Genomic DNA, 15,986 nt, shown 5'->3' on the forward strand with positions numbered 1-15,986 from the left:
CGGATGGCGGCCGCGGCAAGTGCCGCGAAGCCAAGCGCGCGGATGCGCGCGCCCGGCGTTTGAGGGCACCCCAAAGATGAAGATCGCAATAGTCCATGAGTGGATGGACACCTATGCGGGGTCGGAACGCGTGCTGGAGCAGATGCTCGCGCTGTTTCCGGATGCCGACCTCTTCACCATCTGCGACTTCCTGCCCGACGACGAACGCGCTTTCCTGCAAGGCAAGGTGCCGACCACCTCCTTCATCCAGCGCCTGCCGCGCGCCCGAAAGTGGTTCCGCTACTATCTCGGGCTGATGCCTCTGGCGGTGGAGCAGTTCGACCTCTCGGGCTACGATCTGGTGATCTCGTCCAACCATGCCGTCGCCAAGGGTGCGCTCACGGGGCCGGCGACGCTGCATGTCAGCTACGTCCACAGCCCCATGCGCTACGCCTGGGACCTGCAGCACCAGTATCTGCGCCAGTCCGGCCTCGACCGCGGGATCAAGGGCGCGCTGACGCGGCTGCTGCTGGCGCGGCTGCGGATGTGGGACCATGCCTCCTCCGCCCGGCCCGACGTGATCCTGGCGAACTCCGCCTGGATCGCGGAGCGCATCCGCAAGGCGTGGCGGCGGGAGAGCGCGGTGGTGCACCCGCCGGTGGACGTGGAGGGCTTCCCCTTCCGACCAAGCAAGAGCGACGCCTATGTCATCGCCTCCCGCCTCGTCGCCTACAAGCGCGTGGACCTGGTGGCGGAGGCCTTCCGCGCCATGCCCGACCGCAAGCTGATCATCGCCGGCGACGGCGCCGAGATGCCGAAGGTGCGCGCGGCGGCGGGCGACGCGCCGAACATCACCATCCTCGGCCGCGTGCCGCAGGCGGAGCTTGTCGCACTGCTGCAATCCGCGCGCGCCTTCCTCTATCCGGCCGAGGAGGATTTCGGCATCGGCATGGTGGAGGCGCAGGCCTGCGGCACGCCGCTGATCGCCTTCCGCCGCGGCGGCGCCGCCGACATCGTACGCGACGGCGAGACGGGCGTGCTGTTCCCCGAGCAGACCGCCGCCTCCATCGCCGAGGCCGTGCGCCGCTTCGAGACCTTGTCCATCGCCCCCGAAGCCTGCCGCGCCAATGCCGAGCGGTTCTCGAACGACGTCTTCCGCGACCGCCTGCTGCACGCGATCCGCGCCGCCTGTGCGGCGCGCGGGATGCCGGCGCCATGATGCGCTTCAGCCTGGTGATGGCCACGCGCGGCCGCACCACGGAGATTGCGGAGTTTCTCGACAGCGTGCTGGCGCAGGGCCGCGACGATGTCGAGGTGATCGTGGTGGACCAGAATGGCGACGACCGCCTGGTCCCCGTGCTGGCACCCTATTTCGCGCGCCTGAAGCTGACGCATCTGCGCTCCACCGTCGCCAACGCGAACCATGCGCGCAACCTCGGCCTGCGCGCGGCGGAAGGCGAGATCGTGGGCTTCCCCGACGATGACTGCCTGCATCCACGCGGCGTGCTGGATCGCGTCGCCGCGGCCTTCGCGGCGGAGCCCGCGCTGATGGTGCTGACCGGCCCGGCGGAGAGCCCGGACGGCGGCCTCGGCTCCGGCCGCTGGCGCATGGAAGCCGGTCCGATCACGGCGGAGAATGCGTGGACCAGCGTGATCGAGTTCAACCTCTGGCTCCGGCGCAGGCTGGCGCTCGCGCTCGGCGGCTTCGACGAGGAGATGGGGCCGGGCACGCCGATCGGCTCCGCGGAGGGCAACGACCTCGTGCTGCGCGCAGTGAATGCAGGGCACTACGCCGCGTATGACCCGGCGCTGCGCGTGATCCATCCGGACAAGCGCCTGACCGATGTCGCGACGGCGCGCGCGCGGCTGTACGGTCGCGGGCTCGGCTTCGCGCTGCGCCGGCATGGCGTGCCGGCCTCGGTCTGGCTGCCCTTCGCAGTACGTCCGCTGGGCGGCGTGGCGGTGAGCCTGCTGAAGCTGCGCCCGCGCGATGCCGCCTATTACGGCATGACGCTGCTCGGCCGCGCCGAGGGCTTCGTGCAGCGCCGCGCCTCGGCCGGCCGCGTGCGGCCGGCAATCCAGGGACAGCCCTGATGCGCATCGCCATCGGCATCGCCACGCGCGGCCGCGCGCCGATCCTGGCGGAAGTGCTGGCGGAACTGGCACGCCAGACCCGCGCGCCGGACCGGCTGCTGGTCTGCCATGTCGACGCGAGCGACATCGCCGACCTGCCGGCGCGTTTCCCGGCCGTCGAGTTCATCACCGCGCCCGCCGGCCTGCCGCGCCAGCGCAACGCGATCCTGGACGCGATCGGCGATTGCGATGCGGTGCTGTTCCTCGACGACGATTTTCTTGCGGCGCCCGACCACCTCGCCGTGACGGAGCGCGTGCTCGCCGCGCATCCCGATTGCGTCGTCACCACCGGCACCGTGATCGCGGACGGCGCCAAGGGGCCGGGCATCACGGTGGAGGAAGGCCGTGCGATCCTCGCCGCGGATCGCGACACGGGCGATCCGCTGGCGGTCGCGCCGCATTTCAACGGCTATGGCTGCAACATGGCGCTACGCCTGACCCCGCTGCGCGAACACGGGCTGCGCTTCGACGAGAATCTTCCGTTGTATGGCTGGTACGAGGATCTGGACCTGACGCGGCGCCTCGGCGCGCACGGAACAATCCTGCGGCTGGCGGGGGCGCGGGGCGTGCATCTCGGCACCAAGTCGGGCCGCGTGCCCGGCACCAAGCTCGGCTACAGCCAGGTGGCCAATTCGCTCTACCTCGCGCGCAAGGGCAGCTATCCCTGGAACCGTGCGCTGCGCTCCGTCGCGCGCCACCTGGCGATGAACGCCGTCCGCGCCCCCTTCCCCGAGCCGCATGTGGACCGCCTGGGCCGGCTGCGCGGCAACCTGATCGCAGTCGCCGACCTGCTGCGCGGCCGGATGCATCCGATGCGGGTGCTCGAGCTGTGACGGACGATCTTCTGTTCGTTGCCTCGAAGCTGTTCTGGTCGCTTGCGCGGCCGAACACGCTGGCGCTGGTGCTCGCCGTGCTCGGCGCGGCGCTGCTCTGGCGCGGGCGGCGCTTCGGGCGCTGGCCGCTGGCGCTCGGCCTCGGCTGGTATGTCGCGGTCTTCGTCCTGCCCGTCTCCGCGCTGCTGACCTTGCCGCTCGAGGACCGCTTCGCCCGCCCCGTGCCGCCGCCGGGACAGGTCACCGGCATCATCGTTCTCGGCGGCGCGGTGGAGCAGCAGCTCACCGAGGCGCGCGGCATCCCCGCGCTGAACGGCGCCGCGGAGCGCATGACCGAGGCCGTGGCGCTCGCCCTGCGCTATCCGCAGGCGCGCCTCGTCTTCACCGGCGGCTCCTCCGCCATCGTGCCCGGCGGCCCGACCGAGGCCGACACGGCGCGCCGCCTCTTCGCCGATCTCGGCCTGCCGGCCGATCGCCTGGTGTTCGAGGACGAAAGCCGCAACACCTGGGAGAATGCGGTGCTGACGCATCGGCTCGTGCAGCCGAAGCCGGGCGAGACCTGGCTGCTGGTCACCTCCGCCAGCCACATGCCGCGCAGCATGGGCTGCTTCCGCCAGGCCGGCTGGCAGGTGCTGCCCTGGCCGGTGAACTACACCACGGCGCGCGACCCGGCGCTCTGGTGGCAATGGCCCTTCCCCACGCGCCTGAACCAGGCGGAATGGGCGCTGCGCGAATGGGTGGGGCTGCTGGCCTATCGCCTCATGGGGCGGACGGACGCGCTGTTTCCGGCGCCGTAGGCACGGCAGCCGGATCGCGCAGGCGCCAGATCTCCACGGGGCCGCGCTGTTCCTGCACCGTGGTGAACAGCGCGTAGTGGTCGCGGATCGCCGCCAGCACCTGCGCCGCGGCGGCGGGGCGCATCGTCTGCATCCAGCCGCGATCCACCACGATCACCTTCGGCCGCGCGGCCAGCACACGGTCCAGCTCGGCCTCCGTGCTGGTGTCCGAGAGGTCCTCGAACTCGCCGGTCAGATGCGCCGGGAAGGGGAAACGGGTCGAAAGCCGCGCGCCGGAGATCACGTAGACGCTGGGATGGTAGTTGGCGATGAACGCGTCGCCGCCCGGCCCGGCCGCCGCCGCCACCGCCGCGGCAACCTCCCGCGCCGGGTCGCGCAGCATCAGCCCGGGGCCACGCTCGAACCGCCATTGCAGCTCATGCATCCAGGCGTCGGCGGCGATGATGCCGATCACCCCGGCGAAGGCCGCGCGGTTCAGCCCCGGGCGAGCGATGAAGCCCGCCACGCGCCACGCCCCCACCGCGGCGAGCAGCGAGAGCGAAGGCAGCCACAGCAGGAAGTAGTGGGCGAAATAGAAGCCCGGCCCGGCGATCGCCGCGGAGGCCACCGCGAACCACATGGCCGCCAGGGCGGTGAGCAGGGCCATCGGCTGCGCCGCCCGGCGCGGCCGCCAGGTCAGCAGCGCCACCAGCGCGGCGGCGATGCCGAAGCCCAGCAGCAGCGCGGCCGCGATGATGCGCCGCAGCGCCTCCCACCCCGCGATGCGCTCCATCGAATAGCGGAACGGCGCGAGCAGCGAGCCATCCAGATACTGCGGCAGCCAGCCCTGCACCCAATAGACCAGACCCATCAGCAGGAACGGCCCGGCGCAGAGCACCGCATAGAGCCCGGCATAGGCGAAGAGCCGCCGCCAGGGCAGCACGCCGCGCATCAGGGCGGGCAGGGTCAGCAGCGCGAAGACCAGGCAGCCCGTGGGCACCACCACCTGCTTGACCAGCAGCGCGCATCCCACCAGCAGGCCGGCGGCCACGATGACGCCGGTGCCCGGCGCTTCCGGCACCGGCCGCAGCGCGCGCGCGACGCCGCGCATGCCGAGCGCCATGGCGCTGGCGACGAAGGGCGCAATGAGCAGTTCCGTGTTGACGCTGAGGCCCGTCAGCAGCACCGACTGCGCCGCATAGAGCACCCCGGCGGCGGCGCCGATGCTGCGCGGCGCGCCGACCGCCCGCGCGGCGGCAAACAGCGCGCTGCCGGTGATCGCGACGCAGATCACCCCCAACAGCCTCGCCGCCTCCACCGAGACGCCGAAGACCAGGAAGGCGACGGCGAACAGGGCCGGCGCGCCGACGGGATGCATGTCCCAGGCGGCGACGAGCGGCCAGCCGCCGCGCAGCCATTCCCGCGCCTGGACCATGTACAGCCCCTCGTCGGTGTCCACGACGGCGGGAATGAAGGAGGTGCTGCGGAACAGCAGCGCGGCGACGCAGATGATCAGGATCGCCGCGACATCGCGGAGACCGAAGCTGCTGACGCGATCCGTGGCGCGGAGGATGGGCGCTTCAGGCATGGCCGCTACCCTGGCCATGCCCGACGCTGTTGCGCAAGCCGGCTTCAGCCCTCGGGCTTGAAGCCGCTCTCGCGCACCACGACGCCCCAGAGGTCGCGCTCCCGCCGGATACGGTCGGCGAAGGCCTGCGGCGTCGCGGAGGTCGTCGGCAGGAACTCCAGGCGCTCCAGCGCACCCCGCACTTCGGGGGAGGCCGCCGCGCTGCGGATCGCGGCATGCAGGCCCTCGACCACCGGCGCGGGCGTGCCGGCCGGCAGCAGCGCGCCGAACCATTCCTCCGCGCTCTGCTCCGGGTAGCCGAGCTCGGCGAGCGTCGGCACGTCCGGCAGCTTGGCGAAGCGGCTGTCGGAGGTGACGGCGATGATGCGCAACCCGCTGCCATGCTGCGGCAGCACCTCGCTGAGCACGCCGATGAACAGCGGCAGGCGGCCGCCGATCACGTCCTGCACCGCCGGCGCCCCGCCGCGATAGGGCACGTGCTCCAGCCGCAGACCGAGCCGGCGTCCCAGCATGATGCCGATGAAATGCGGCACCGAGCCCGCGGCCGGCGAAGCCCAGGGCGTCTCGCCGGTCTGCGCGCGCGACCAGGCGGCCCATTCGGCCAGATTCCTTGCGGGGTGGTTCATCGGCACGCTGAGCGCGAAGGGGAAGGTGCAGACGGTGCTGACCGGGATCAGGTCGGTCAGCGCGTCGTAGCGGACCTCCCGCGGGAACACATGCGGCTGCACCGTCAGCATCGAGGCGGGCGTCTGCAGGAATACCGTACCGTCCTTCTCGGCGTCGCGGACATGCTCCACCGCGATGCGCCCGGCGGCGCCGGGGCGGCCATCCACGATCACGTTCGGCGCGTAGCTGCCGCGCAGCTTCTCGGCATAGATCCGCGCGACGACGTCGGAGGAGCCGCCGGGCGGAAAGCCGATGACCAGCCGCGCGTTGCGCCGCACGGTCTGCGCGCCCGCGGGGAGCGCCGGCAGCGCCAGCGCGGCGGCGCCGAGGCCGAGCGCGGCCCGGCGGCGGATGATGGCGGTCATGCGGATCCTGTCCTCCCTGTCGTCGCGCCTGCCGTTCGGGCGGCGGCGCTTGCGGCTCTCACTTATAGACCATAACAATCCGGCCAGCGAGACGGAACCGGGAGGACGTCATGGCCGCAATGGGCCGCAGGGGCATGCTGGCGCTGGGCGCCGGGCTGGCAGCGGGGCGGCAGGCCTGGGGTCAGGCCGTGCCGCGCAACGCGCGCATGCTGGTCGGCTTCGCCGCGGGCGGGCCGACGGACCTGGTCGCCCGCCTCTATGCGGAGCGTCTGCGCCCCGCCTATGCGCCTGCGGCCATCGTCGAGAACCGGCCCGGCGCATCCGGCCGCCTGGCGGTGGATGCCGTGAAGGCGGCCGAGCCGGACGGCACGACGATGCTGATGACGCCGGCCAGCGTCATGACGTTGCAGCCGCACATCTTCCCGCGGGAGGTCCGCTACGACGCGCTGACCGATTTCGTGCCGGTCTGCACGCTCTGCGATTTCGGCTTCGGCCTGGCCGTCCCGGCCGGCCATCCCGCGCGCAGCTTCGCGGAACTGGTGGCGTGGCTCAGGGCGCAGCCGCAGGAGGTGCCGTATGGCTCGCCCGGCTCGGGCTCCGGCCCGCACTTCGTCGGCGACATGATCGGCCGCGCGGTGGGGGCGCGGCTGACCCATGTGCCCTATCGCGGCGCCGCACCCGCCGTGCAGGACACGCTGGCCGGCAGGGTGCCGCTGGTGGTGGCGGTGCTGTCGGATCTCGTGCCGCATGACGGAAAGGGGCTGCGCATCCTGGCGGTCTCCAGCGCGGCGCGGCTGCCACGGCTGCCCGATGTCCCGACCCTGGCGGAGGCCGGCTTTCCGCAACTGACGATCAGCGAGTGGATGGGGCTGTTCCTTCCGGCCCGAACGCCGCCGGCGACGGTGGCCGCGCTGTACCGCACCGTGCAGGCGGCGGCGCAGACGCCGGAGGTGCGGCAGGCGCTGGAACGGCTGGAATTCCTGCCGACGGTGGACAGCCCGGAGGCCTTCGCCGCGCGCATCCGCAAGGATCGCGACGTCTGGGGCCAAGTGGTGCGCGACAGCGGGTTCCGGCCGGAAGCCTGAACCGGCGCCCATGCGGAACGGCCGAAGGCCGCGCCTTCGGCCGTGGCGCGTCAGGTCTCCAGCATGCGGCGCAGCAGCTCGACATCCTCGGCGAAGGCCGTGTCCTGCTGCATCAACTCCGCGACGCGGCTGACCGCGTGCATCACGGTGGTGTGGTCGCGGCCGCCGAAGCGCCGGCCGATCTCCGGCAGCGATCGCGTGGTGAGCTGCTTGGCCAGGTACATCGCCACCTGGCGCGGCCGTGCCACGTTGCGCGCGCGCCGCGGCGAGGACATGTCGGAGAAGCGGATGTTGTAGTGCTCCGCCACGCGCTTCTGGATCTCCTCGACCGTCACGCGGCGGTCGAGCACGCGCAGCAGGTCGCGCAGCACCTCCTGCGCGCTTTCCATGGTCACCGGCCGGCCGAACAGGTTGGCATGGGCGATCAGGCGGTTCAGCGCGCCTTCCAGCTCCCGGACGTTGCTGGTGATCTTGTGCGCCAGGAACTCCAGCACCTTGGCCGGCACCGGCACGCCGGCCTGCTGCACCTTGGCCTGCAGGATGGAAATGCGCAGTTCGTAGGTGGTCGCGTGCAGGTCCGCCACCATGCCCTGGCCGAGCCGCGTGCGCAGCCGGTCCTCGATGCCGGCGAGGTCGGAAGGCGGCTTGTCGGAGGAGACGATGATCTGCTTGCCGTCATCCACCAGCGCGTTGAACGTGTGGAAGAATTCCTCCTGCGTGTTGTCCTTGCCGATCAGGAACTGCAGGTCGTCGATCAGCAGCACGTCCACGCTGCGCAGGCTCTCCTTGAACTCGATGGTGGAGCCGCTGCGGATCGCCGCGATGAAGCGGTACATGAACTTCTCGGCGCTCATGTAGGCCACGGTCAGTGGCGCGCGCCCGTCCTGCGCGCCGCGCTCGCGGATCGCCCAGGCGATGGCGTGCATCAGATGCGTCTTGCCCAGCCCCACGCCGCCATAGAGGAAGAGCGGGTTGAAGCCCGGCGTCGCAGGCCGCTCCGCCACGCGGCGGGCGCAGGCATGCGCGAACTCGTTCGGCTTGCCGACCACGAAGGTGTCGAAGGTGAAGCGCGGGTCGAGCGGCGCCGACCAGTCGCTGCGGCCGTCGTTGCGTGGCTCTGCCTTCGGGCGGATGGGCTCGGCGAGGCCCGTTGCATGGCCGTTCGGCTGCGGCTGCGGGGCCTCCGCCTCGGCCTCCTTCTGCGCGGCGGCGCCCGCCATGACGCGGAACTCGACCCGGCGGACCGCGGGGATCTCCGTCTGCCACAGCGCCTGAAGCCGGTCGCCGTAGTGGCCGCGCACCCAGTCGCGCAGGAAGCGGGTGGGCAGCAGCACGACGACCTCGTCGCCCTGCAGCGCCGCGAGCGTCATCTGCCGCAGCCAGGAGCGGTATTCCGCTTCACCCACCTCTTCGCGCAAGCGGCCCCGGATCCGTGCCCAGACCTCGGCGACCTGCGCCTGGGCGGGAGAAGACGACGGACCGACCGCATTCTCCATGAGACGCACCTGCCACCCTCTCCGGCCGTTTTCGACCAGACCCTGCTGAGCCCCGCGGCGGAGGACCCGCCGCGGGCGACGACGCACGCACCAGCGCTACGCCGACCCCCTTCACGAAGGCTACCGCGACGACGCATGCCGCCGCAAATGATAACTTTGCCTCGCGGCAGCATTCGCCCAGGCACGCAAAAAACTCGCGCGGACAACTTCCGCACGATGAAAGACGATCACTGAGTATCGGAAGTAATCCCGCTCGCGCCCAGGCTGCGGCTATTGCCTGCAACCTAGCGCGGGGCGGCGTATCGCTGCAACGGGACCGGAGCGCGAACGCGCTCCGTCTGCAGACGATTCAGGCCGAAGCGGCGATGCTCTTGATGCGCGCGGTCAGGCGCGAGAGCTTCCGCGCAACCGTGTTGTCGTGCATCACGCCCTTGGTGGCGGCGCGCTGCAACTCCGGCTGGGCGGCGCGGAACGCCTCCTGCGCGGCACCCTTGTCGCCGGCGGCGATAGCCTGCTCGACCTTGCGGAGGAAGGTGCGCACACGGGACTTGCGGGCGCGGTTGCGCGCCGTGCGCTTCTCGATCTGTCGGATGCGCTTGCGCGCGGAGTCGGTGTTGGCCATGTGCCGCGTGTATCTGACCAGGAAAGGTTGGAGGGCCGACGAGGGATCCCCCGTCAGCGAAGGGGCGGGTTCTAATCCCCGGGCGTCGCGCGAGTCAATGCGCCGCCCGGAACCATCAGCGGTGGCGGAACTGCGCCGGCCGCTTCTCGGCGAAGGCGGCCATGCCTTCCTTCTGGTCCTCCGTGGAGAACAGGCTGAGGAACAGCCGCCGCTCGAAGCGCACGCCCTCGCGCAGCGTGGTCTCGTAGGCGGCGTTCACCGCCTCCTTCGCCATCGCGACGGAGGGCGCGGAGAGGCTCGCGATCTTCTCGCCGATCTTCACCGCTTCGGGCACGAGATCCGCGACAGGCACGATGCGCGTGACCAGGTTGGACCGCTCGGCTTCCGCCGCGTCCATCATCCGCCCGGTGAGCACCATCTCCATCGCCTTGGACTTGCCGACGGCGCGGGTCAGGCGTTGCGTGCCGCCGGCGCCGGGGATGACGCCCAGGTTGATCTCGGGCTGGCCGAACTTCGCGTTTTCGGCGGCGATGATCATGTCGCACATCATCGCCAGCTCGCAGCCGCCGCCGAGCGCGAAGCCCGCCACCGCGGCGATCACCGGCTTCTTGATGGTCAGCACCGCTTCCCAGCGCTTGCCGATGAAATCCTCGATGTAGACCGCGGGGTAGCTGCGGTCCTTCATCTCCTTGATGTCGGCGCCGGCGGCGAAGGCCTTCTCGCTGCCGGTCAGCACGATGGCGCCGATCGCGGGATCGGCGTCGAAGGCGCGCAGCGCGTGGCCGAGCTCTTCCATCAACTGGTCGCAGAGCGCATTCAGCGCCTTGGGGCGGTTCAGGGTGATCAGGCCGACGCGCCCGCGCGTCTCCACCAGGATCATCTCATGGGCCATGGGGGCTTTCCTCGTCCGCGTGCGGCGGCCTTCTCGGTAGCGCGCTTCGCGCCGCCGCTCAACGCTGGGTGCGCGGACACCAGAAGGTGGAGCGCCCGGACTGCACGATGCGGCGCACGCCGGCACAGCCCGCCGCCGGACCGGGACAGAGCGGACAGGGCGCGGCTTCGCGATCGTAGACGGCGAAGCGGTCCTGGAAGCGGCCGAGCTCGCCATCGGCCCGGACATAGTCGCGCAGCGAGGAGCCGCCGGCGCCGATCGCCTCCTGCAGCACCGCCTTGATCGCGGGCACCAGACGCGCGGCGCGCCTGCCCGGCACGGTATGCGCCTGGCGCTGCGGCGAGATGCCCGCGCGGAACAGCGCCTCCGCCACATAGATGTTGCCAAGCCCGGCGACGACCTTCTGGTCGAGCAGCGCGGCCTTCATCGGCGTATGCTTCCCCGCCAGTGCGCCCGCGAGCACGGCGGGGGTGAAGGCGTCCTCCAGCGGCTCGGGGCCGAGGTCGCGCAGCAGCTTGTGATCGTCCTCCGCCGCGGTCGGCATCAAATCCACGCAGCCGAAGCGGCGCGGGTCCACGAAACCGATGCGCGTGCCGTCGGCCGTCTCCATCACCAGGTGCTCGTGCGCTTCCGGAGGACCGTTATGCCCGCGGGCATCGGAGAAGCGGCCGGTCGGCCCCATCCAGGGCACGCGCGGGCCCTCCATCGGCCGCGCGACCAGCCGCCCGGACATGCCGAGATGGATCAGCAGGCTTTCCGCCGTGTCGAGCCGTGCCAGGATGTATTTCCCGCGCCGCCGGAAGCCGGTGACGGTCGCGCCGGTCAGGCGTTCGGCCAGGCGAGGCGGGAAGGGCCAGCGCATGTCGGGGCGCGTCGTCTCGGCGCGGGCGATGCGCCGTCCGTCCATCACGGCGGCGAGGCCGCGCATCACCGTCTCGACTTCGGGCAGTTCGGGCATCTTTCCCCCTTCGTCCCTTCCTTGCCGCGCCCCGCGGCTTCCGCCAAGTTGCCGCCGATGAACGAGACAACCGATTTCGGCTTCCGCGAGGTGCCGAAGGGCCAAAAGGCCAGCCTGGTGCGCGAGGTCTTCGACAGCGTGGCGCCGCGCTACGACCTGATGAACGACCTGATGTCGCTCGGCATCCACCGGATCTGGAAGCGCATCTTCGTCAATGCCATCGCCTGCTCCCCGCGGGAGACGCTGCTCGACCTCGCCGGCGGCACCGGGGACATCGCCTTCGGCGCGCTGGCCGCGGGCGCGAAGCGCGTGATCCTCACCGATATCAACGCGGAGATGCTGGAGGTCGGGCGCAAGCGCGCGCTGGACCGCGGTATCGTCGAGCGCATCGAGTTCGTCGTCGTGGACGCCGAGCACATCCCGCTGCCCGACCGCAGCGTGGAGAAGGTCTCGATCGCCTTCGGCCTTCGCAACTGCACCGACAAGGACGCCGTGCTGCGGGAGGCGCGGCGCGTGCTGCGGCCCGGCGGGCGGTTCCACTGCCTCGAATTCTCGAAGCTGGAGGTCGCGGCGCTCGAGAAGCTCTACGAGACCTGGAACTTCCGCATCCTGCCGGAGATCGGCGCGCGCGTGGCGAAGGACCGGGCGAGCTACGAATACCTGGCCGAGAGCATCGCGAAATTCCCCGACCAGCCGACGCTCGCCGGCATGATGGAGAGGGCGGGGCTGGAGCGCGTGGCGTGGCGCAACCTGTCCGGCGGGATCGTCGCGATCCACACCGGCTGGCGGCTGTGAGCCAGCTCGACCGCGTGCGCGCGGCCTTCGCCGCGCAGGGCTTCATGCGCACGCTTGGCGCGGCGCTGGTGGCCCTGGAGCCGGGACGCTGCGAGATCGCCTGCGATTTCCGCGCCGATCTCACCCAGCATCATGGCCTGTTCCACGCGGGCGTGCTGACCACCTTGGCCGACAATGCCTGCGGCTTCGCGGCGATGTCGATGCTGCCGGAAGACTGCGAGGTGCTCTCGGTCGAGTTCAAGACCAGCTTCCTGCGCCCCGGCGCCGGCCTTGCCGCCATCGCCCGCGGCGAAGTGCTCAAACCCGGGCGCACACTGAGCTTCTGCCGTGCCGATGTGCATATGCGCCAGCCGGACGGACGGGAGGCGCTGGCGGCGACGATGCTCGCGACCATGATGGCCGCGCGGCCGGACGCACGCTAACCTCCGCGCCCATGCTGCAAGGCCGCAAGATCCTGCTGGTCGTCTCCGGCTCCGTGGCCGCCTACAAGGCGCTGGAGCTGATCCGCCTGCTGCGCAAGGCGGGCGCCGAGGTCATGCCCATCCTGACCGCCGGCGGCGCGCGCTTCGTTACGAAGGAAGCGCTGGCCGGCATCTCCGGCAGCCGCGTGCATGACGACCTGTGGGCGGCCGAGGCCGAGATCGGCCATATCCGCCTGGCCCGCTGGCCCGACCTGGTGGTGCTGGCACCGGCCAGCGCCAACCTGCTGGCGCGCATGGCGAACGGGCTCGCGGACGACCTCGCGACCACGGTGCTGCTGGCCACCCGCGCGCCGGTCCTTGCCGCGCCGGCGATGAACCCCGCCATGTGGGCGCATCCCGCGAACGCGGCCAATGTCGCGATGCTCGGCGGGCGCGGCGTCGCCTTCGTCGGGCCCGAGGAAGGGCCGATGGCGGAGCCGGAAAGCGGGCTCGGCCGCCTCGCCGAGCCACCGGCGATCCTCGCTGCCATGGAGCGGCACTTCGCCGCCGGACCGCTCTCCGGCCGGCACGTGATCGTCACCGCCGGGCCGACGCAGGAGGCGATCGACCCGGTGCGCTACATCGCCAACCGCTCCTCCGGCCGGCAGGGCTATGCCATCGCCGCGGCGCTGGCCGCGCTCGGCGCGCGGGTGACGCTGGTCAGCGGCCCGGTCGCCCTGCCCGACCCAGCCGGCGTCACGCTCCGGCGGATCGAGAGCGCGCGGGAAATGCTGGCGGCGGTGCAGGCCGCGCTGCCCGCCGATGCCGCGGTGTTCAACGCGGCCGTCGCCGATTTCCGGCCAGAGGCGGCGCCGACCCAGAAGATCAAGAAGGAACCGGGCGCGCAGCCGCCCGAGATCCGCCTGACCCTCAACCCGGACATCCTGGCAACCATCGCCGGCCTGGACACCGGGCGCCCCCGCCTGGTCGTCGGCTTCGCGGCGGAGACGGAAAAGGTCGTCGAGCACGCCAAGGCCAAGCGCTTGCGCAAGGGCTGCGACTGGATCGTGGCCAATGACGTCTCGGGCGACGTGATGGGCGGGGCGGAGAACACCGTGCACCTCGTCACCGAGGCCGGGGTGGAGGACTGGCCGCGCATGCCGAAGGCGGAGGTCGCCGGGCGGCTCGCGGCCCGGATCGCGGAGGCGCTCGCCTGATGCTGGAAATCCTGGTCACCCGCCTGCCGCATGCCGAGGGCCTGCCGCTGCCGAGCTATGCCACGGAGGGCGCGGCAGGAATGGACCTGGTCGCGGCGGTGACGGCCCCGCTCACCATCGCGCCGGGCGAGCGGGTGCTGGTGCCGACCGGCCTCTGCGTCGCCCTGCCGCCTGGCCATGAGTTGCAGGTGCGGCCGCGCAGCGGCCTTGCGCTGAAACATGGCATCACCCTGCCGAACAGCCCGGGCACGGTGGACGAGGATTATCGGGGCGAATTGCAGGTGATCGTCATGAACGCCGGGCGCGAGGCCTTTACGGTGGAGCGCGGCATGCGGATCGCCCAGGCTGTGATCGCCCCGGTCAGCCGGGGACAGTGGCGGGAGGTGGAAACCCTGCCTTACAGTCGGCGCGGCGAGGGCGGGTTCGGAAGCACCGGACTCGGGTAAAGCGGCCCGGCGCGCCTCGGCAGGAACGGGCCGCAAACTGCTGGTCCTGAAGCATGGAACAGGCGTTCCGCACAGCAGAGGCTGCTCTCCCGCACCGCTTCCAAGAATGGAAGACTCTGCCGGATTCTTCGTGCACTGGTTGCAGAGATCACCACAGCCTGGCGCCAGGACGTCGAAAAATTTGACAGTTCGCCCAGAGCCGGCGATCCCCAGCCTCACAAGCCCTTGCGGAACAATAAGCTTGGCGAACGGCACAACCTTTGCTTTACAATGTGGCCGAGTAGATCGGCCGAAAAAGGGCCATCTGAAATTCGCCTTCCGGTTGTGGGGGACCAGTTCATGGTTGTGCGTCGCTTCCTTGGTGTCCTGACCGCCGCCGTCATCGCCCTGGGCGTGCTCACCGCGCAGGCGGTGCAGGCCGCGACCCTGATCACGGTGGTGGCCAGCGGCACGATCACGGACAGCAGTGAGCCATCCCTGATCGGCACGACTTCAACGATCGAGCAGCGCTTCCGGGTGAACCCAGCGACGCTGTTCCCCGATCCGGTCTTCGCGGTCGCCCTGTTCGACGTGTTGCAGGCGACCATCACGACCGATGGTGGCACCGACGTGATCGACAGCAGCGGGGCGTCCAGCGCCGGCGGCATCTACGCGATCAGCAAGCTCGACACGGTCGGTGGAGTCCCGGCCTCGATCAGCGCGCAGTCCTCCTTCGGAATCTTCGGCGGGACGCTGCTGATCAATGCCAGCATCCAGAGCGACACGGACGATTTCGTCCCGAGCACCGACCTGTTCCAGAACTTCGTGTTCCCGCCCTTCCCTGCCAACGCCACGGTGACCTTCGGCCTGTCCCTCGAGGACGGGAATGGGGGCGTCCTGCTCTCCTATTTCGTGGACCGCGTGACGTCGCTGACCGTCACCGTCCGTGAGATCGCGGACGTGCCTGCGCCGGCGGCGCTCGGGCTCTTCGCGTTCGGGTTGGTGGGCCTGCTGGCCCTCCGCCGCCGCACTCCCTCGGCCTGAAAAAATCAGGTGCGCCCATCGGACATGCGCAACCCCGCATGTTCCGGATACGCATTGATACACTGAGGATATCGCCATGCAGCCGACGATGAGCTTCACCCTTGCTGGTGGCCCCGGCGTCCGCATCACCGTCGTCCAGACCGAGGACGGCAAGCTGCAGGTGACGGCCGCGTTGAATGCAGGGCCGGTCGTCGGCGACCTGCGCGGGCTGTTCTTCCATCTCGGCGACGAGAGCCTTCTGGGCGGGCTGAGCGTGACCGGCAGCACCAGCCCGGTCGGCACGGTGCAGCAGGCCGCGAACGGCGTGAGCAACCTGGGCGGCGGCGTGAACATGGCCGGCGCGTCCTCCGCCTTCGACATGGGTATCGCCTTCGGCACTGCCTCGGCCGCCGGCGCCGACGACATCCGCAGTGTCACCTTCACCCTGCAGCATGCGAGCCAGGCGCTGACGCTCGAGGATTTCAGCGGCGTCAAGTTCGGCGCGGTGGTCAGCAGCGTCGGCACGGGCGGCGGGCCGCGCGTGATGACTGTGAAGGCGACCGGTACCGCGCCGGAGGTGGAGAGCAGCCCGAACACGCCGCCCCAAGCCGGCGATGACAGCGTGGCGGCGGCGGAGGACGGCACGACGGTGCTGGCCGGGCTGCTGTCGAACGATACCGACGCGGACAGCGACAGCCTGGCCATCGCGGCGGTGACGCAGCCGGCGAAGGG

Annotated in this window: 17 protein-coding genes; 11 read left to right on the forward strand and 6 right to left on the reverse strand. The window is 71.0% G+C overall.

Annotated features, from left to right (window positions below; genetic code table 11):
- Window positions 1-76: 76 nt before the first annotated feature.
- The 4 genes from E4T13_RS11985 to E4T13_RS12000 are packed head-to-tail and all read left to right on the forward strand — an operon-like array spanning window position 77 to window position 3,742.
- On the forward strand, window positions 77-1,198 hold the full coding sequence (locus E4T13_RS11985) for a glycosyltransferase (protein ID WP_137178480.1): 1,122 nt from the start codon (window positions 77-79) through the stop codon (window positions 1,196-1,198).
- A complete protein-coding gene (locus E4T13_RS11990) occupies window positions 1,195-2,073 on the forward strand; it encodes a glycosyltransferase family 2 protein (RefSeq protein WP_137178481.1) in 879 nt (292 codons plus the stop codon). The genes E4T13_RS11985 and E4T13_RS11990 overlap by 4 nt, the downstream gene beginning before the upstream one ends.
- Entirely contained in the window at window positions 2,073-2,945 is an 873-nt protein-coding gene (locus E4T13_RS11995; RefSeq protein ID WP_137178482.1) for a glycosyltransferase family 2 protein, read from the forward strand. The genes E4T13_RS11990 and E4T13_RS11995 overlap by 1 nt, the downstream gene beginning before the upstream one ends.
- Window positions 2,942-3,742, forward strand: coding sequence for a YdcF family protein (locus tag E4T13_RS12000; protein WP_206030149.1), 801 nt, complete (start codon window positions 2,942-2,944; stop codon window positions 3,740-3,742). Before E4T13_RS11995 ends, E4T13_RS12000 begins: the two co-directional genes overlap by 4 nt.
- Here the strand turns inward: E4T13_RS12000 and E4T13_RS12005 are convergent.
- On the reverse strand, window positions 3,705-5,309 hold the full coding sequence (locus E4T13_RS12005) for a glycosyltransferase family 39 protein (RefSeq protein ID WP_137178483.1): 1,605 nt from the start codon (window positions 5,307-5,309) through the stop codon (window positions 3,705-3,707). The genes E4T13_RS12000 and E4T13_RS12005 overlap by 38 nt on opposite strands.
- 44 nt (window positions 5,310-5,353) lie before the next feature.
- Window positions 5,354-6,340 carry a tripartite tricarboxylate transporter substrate-binding protein gene (locus E4T13_RS12010; protein ID WP_137178484.1) on the reverse strand — a complete coding sequence of 329 codons (987 nt, stop codon included), beginning with the start codon at window positions 6,338-6,340 and terminating at the stop codon, window positions 5,354-5,356.
- Window positions 6,341-6,450: 110 nt separating this feature from the next.
- On the opposite strand from E4T13_RS12010, the gene E4T13_RS12015 reads away from it, so the two are divergent.
- Window positions 6,451-7,425 carry a tripartite tricarboxylate transporter substrate binding protein gene (locus tag E4T13_RS12015; RefSeq protein WP_137178485.1) on the forward strand — a complete coding sequence of 325 codons (975 nt, stop codon included), beginning with the start codon at window positions 6,451-6,453 and terminating at the stop codon, window positions 7,423-7,425.
- 50 nt (window positions 7,426-7,475) lie between these two features.
- Here the strand turns inward: E4T13_RS12015 and dnaA are convergent, their stop codons facing one another.
- The 4 genes from dnaA to mutM form a co-directional block, all read right to left on the reverse strand.
- A complete protein-coding gene (gene dnaA, locus E4T13_RS12020; RefSeq protein WP_137178560.1) occupies window positions 7,476-8,921 on the reverse strand; it encodes a chromosomal replication initiator protein DnaA in 1,446 nt (481 codons plus the stop codon).
- Between the two features lie 349 nt (window positions 8,922-9,270).
- Window positions 9,271-9,543 carry a 30S ribosomal protein S20 gene (rpsT, locus tag E4T13_RS12025; protein WP_137178486.1) on the reverse strand — a complete coding sequence of 91 codons (273 nt, stop codon included), beginning with the start codon at window positions 9,541-9,543 and terminating at the stop codon, window positions 9,271-9,273.
- A 115-nt stretch (window positions 9,544-9,658) separates the two neighbouring features.
- Entirely contained in the window at window positions 9,659-10,435 is a 777-nt protein-coding gene (locus tag E4T13_RS12030; RefSeq protein ID WP_137178487.1) for an enoyl-CoA hydratase, read from the reverse strand.
- A gap of 58 nt (window positions 10,436-10,493) precedes the next feature.
- A complete protein-coding gene (gene mutM / locus E4T13_RS12035) occupies window positions 10,494-11,393 on the reverse strand; it encodes a bifunctional DNA-formamidopyrimidine glycosylase/DNA-(apurinic or apyrimidinic site) lyase (RefSeq protein ID WP_137178488.1) in 900 nt (299 codons plus the stop codon).
- A gap of 57 nt (window positions 11,394-11,450) precedes the next feature.
- Here mutM and E4T13_RS12040 point away from each other — a divergent pair, with 57 nt between their 5' ends.
- From E4T13_RS12040 to E4T13_RS12065, 6 genes are all read left to right on the forward strand, one after another.
- Entirely contained in the window at window positions 11,451-12,188 is a 738-nt protein-coding gene (locus tag E4T13_RS12040; RefSeq protein ID WP_137178489.1) for a class I SAM-dependent methyltransferase, read from the forward strand.
- Window positions 12,185-12,610, forward strand: a complete 426-nt coding sequence (locus tag E4T13_RS12045; RefSeq protein WP_240791086.1) for a PaaI family thioesterase — start codon at window positions 12,185-12,187, stop codon at window positions 12,608-12,610. Before E4T13_RS12040 ends, E4T13_RS12045 begins: the two co-directional genes overlap by 4 nt.
- 11 nt (window positions 12,611-12,621) lie before the next feature.
- On the forward strand, window positions 12,622-13,806 hold the full coding sequence (coaBC, locus tag E4T13_RS12050; RefSeq protein WP_137178490.1) for a bifunctional phosphopantothenoylcysteine decarboxylase/phosphopantothenate--cysteine ligase CoaBC: 1,185 nt from the start codon (window positions 12,622-12,624) through the stop codon (window positions 13,804-13,806).
- A complete protein-coding gene (gene dut, locus E4T13_RS12055) occupies window positions 13,806-14,252 on the forward strand; it encodes a dUTP diphosphatase (protein ID WP_137178491.1) in 447 nt (148 codons plus the stop codon). The genes coaBC and dut overlap by 1 nt, the downstream gene beginning before the upstream one ends.
- A gap of 339 nt (window positions 14,253-14,591) precedes the next feature.
- On the forward strand, window positions 14,592-15,275 hold the full coding sequence (locus E4T13_RS12060) for a PEP-CTERM sorting domain-containing protein (protein WP_170984956.1): 684 nt from the start codon (window positions 14,592-14,594) through the stop codon (window positions 15,273-15,275).
- A 76-nt stretch (window positions 15,276-15,351) separates the two neighbouring features.
- Window positions 15,352-15,986 (forward strand): Ig-like domain-containing protein (locus tag E4T13_RS12065; protein ID WP_206030150.1); only part of this gene is annotated, 635 nt, incomplete at its 3' end.

The organism is Roseomonas sp. AR75 (genome assembly GCF_005222815.1).
Taxonomy (GTDB): domain Bacteria; phylum Pseudomonadota; class Alphaproteobacteria; order Acetobacterales; family Acetobacteraceae; genus Falsiroseomonas.

Bases quoted from the DNA above. Each gene is read 5' to 3' on its own strand.
- rpsT (WP_137178486.1), bottom strand. From the start codon at position 9,543: ATGGCCAACACCGACTCCGCGCGCAAGCGCATCCGACAGATCGAGAAG.
- E4T13_RS11990 (WP_137178481.1), top strand. From the start codon at position 1,195: ATGATGCGCTTCAGCCTGGTGATGGCCACGCGCGGCCGCACCACGGAG.
- mutM (WP_137178488.1), bottom strand. From the start codon at position 11,393: ATGCCCGAACTGCCCGAAGTCGAGACGGTGATGCGCGGCCTCGCCGCC.
- dut (WP_137178491.1), top strand. From the start codon at position 13,806: ATGCTGGAAATCCTGGTCACCCGCCTGCCGCATGCCGAGGGCCTGCCG.
- E4T13_RS11995 (WP_137178482.1), top strand. From the start codon at position 2,073: ATGCGCATCGCCATCGGCATCGCCACGCGCGGCCGCGCGCCGATCCTG.
- E4T13_RS12005 (WP_137178483.1), bottom strand. From the start codon at position 5,309: ATGCCTGAAGCGCCCATCCTCCGCGCCACGGATCGCGTCAGCAGCTTC.
- E4T13_RS12060 (WP_170984956.1), top strand. From the start codon at position 14,592: ATGGTTGTGCGTCGCTTCCTTGGTGTCCTGACCGCCGCCGTCATCGCC.
- E4T13_RS12015 (WP_137178485.1), top strand. From the start codon at position 6,451: ATGGCCGCAATGGGCCGCAGGGGCATGCTGGCGCTGGGCGCCGGGCTG.
- dnaA (WP_137178560.1), bottom strand. From the start codon at position 8,921: ATGGAGAATGCGGTCGGTCCGTCGTCTTCTCCCGCCCAGGCGCAGGTC.
- coaBC (WP_137178490.1), top strand. From the start codon at position 12,622: ATGCTGCAAGGCCGCAAGATCCTGCTGGTCGTCTCCGGCTCCGTGGCC.
- E4T13_RS12040 (WP_137178489.1), top strand. From the start codon at position 11,451: ATGAACGAGACAACCGATTTCGGCTTCCGCGAGGTGCCGAAGGGCCAA.
- E4T13_RS11985 (WP_137178480.1), top strand. From the start codon at position 77: ATGAAGATCGCAATAGTCCATGAGTGGATGGACACCTATGCGGGGTCG.
- E4T13_RS12010 (WP_137178484.1), bottom strand. From the start codon at position 6,340: ATGACCGCCATCATCCGCCGCCGGGCCGCGCTCGGCCTCGGCGCCGCC.
- E4T13_RS12030 (WP_137178487.1), bottom strand. From the start codon at position 10,435: ATGGCCCATGAGATGATCCTGGTGGAGACGCGCGGGCGCGTCGGCCTG.